General features: G+C 66.4%; 1 protein-coding gene. It reads left to right on the top strand.

Annotated elements, in window-relative coordinates; all coding sequences use genetic code 11:
• Positions 1–77: 77 nt before the first annotated feature.
• Positions 78–446: ADP-ribosylglycohydrolase family protein (locus tag EOA33_RS38400; RefSeq protein WP_190234556.1), on the top strand; the 369-nt coding region annotated here is incomplete at its 3' end.

Genomic DNA, 446 nt, shown 5'->3' with positions numbered 1-446 from the left:
CGCCGATGGTCGACCGATCGAATTCGTCACTAGCCTGCTCAACCCGGCGCATTTCGCCCTTCATCTGGAGTTTTGAGATGACGGATGCGGCCGGGGTGATCGACCGGGCAATGGGCGCGCTGATCGGCGGCGCGCTTGGCGACGCGCTGGGCATGCCGACGCAGCTTCTGTCGCCCGGCCGCATCGCCGAACTCTATGGCCATGTCGACGACTTCGTCGCGCCCGTCGACGATCATCCGGTGTCGAAGGGCCTTGAAGCCGGCACGATCACCGACGACACGGAACAGGCGCTGCTGCTTGGCCGCATCCTGGTCGGGTCCGGCGACCGTTTCGACCACACGCGCTGGGTCAATGCGCTGCTCGACTGGGAGCGCGGGGTCAAGGCACGCGGCAGCTACGACTTGCTCGGCCCGTCGACCAAGCGCGCCATCGACGCCATCAATGAC

This window comes from Mesorhizobium sp. M4A.F.Ca.ET.050.02.1.1 (genome assembly GCF_003997725.1).
GTDB lineage: Bacteria > Pseudomonadota > Alphaproteobacteria > Rhizobiales > Rhizobiaceae > Mesorhizobium.
This window is presented reverse-complemented; position numbering and strand designations above follow the sequence as displayed.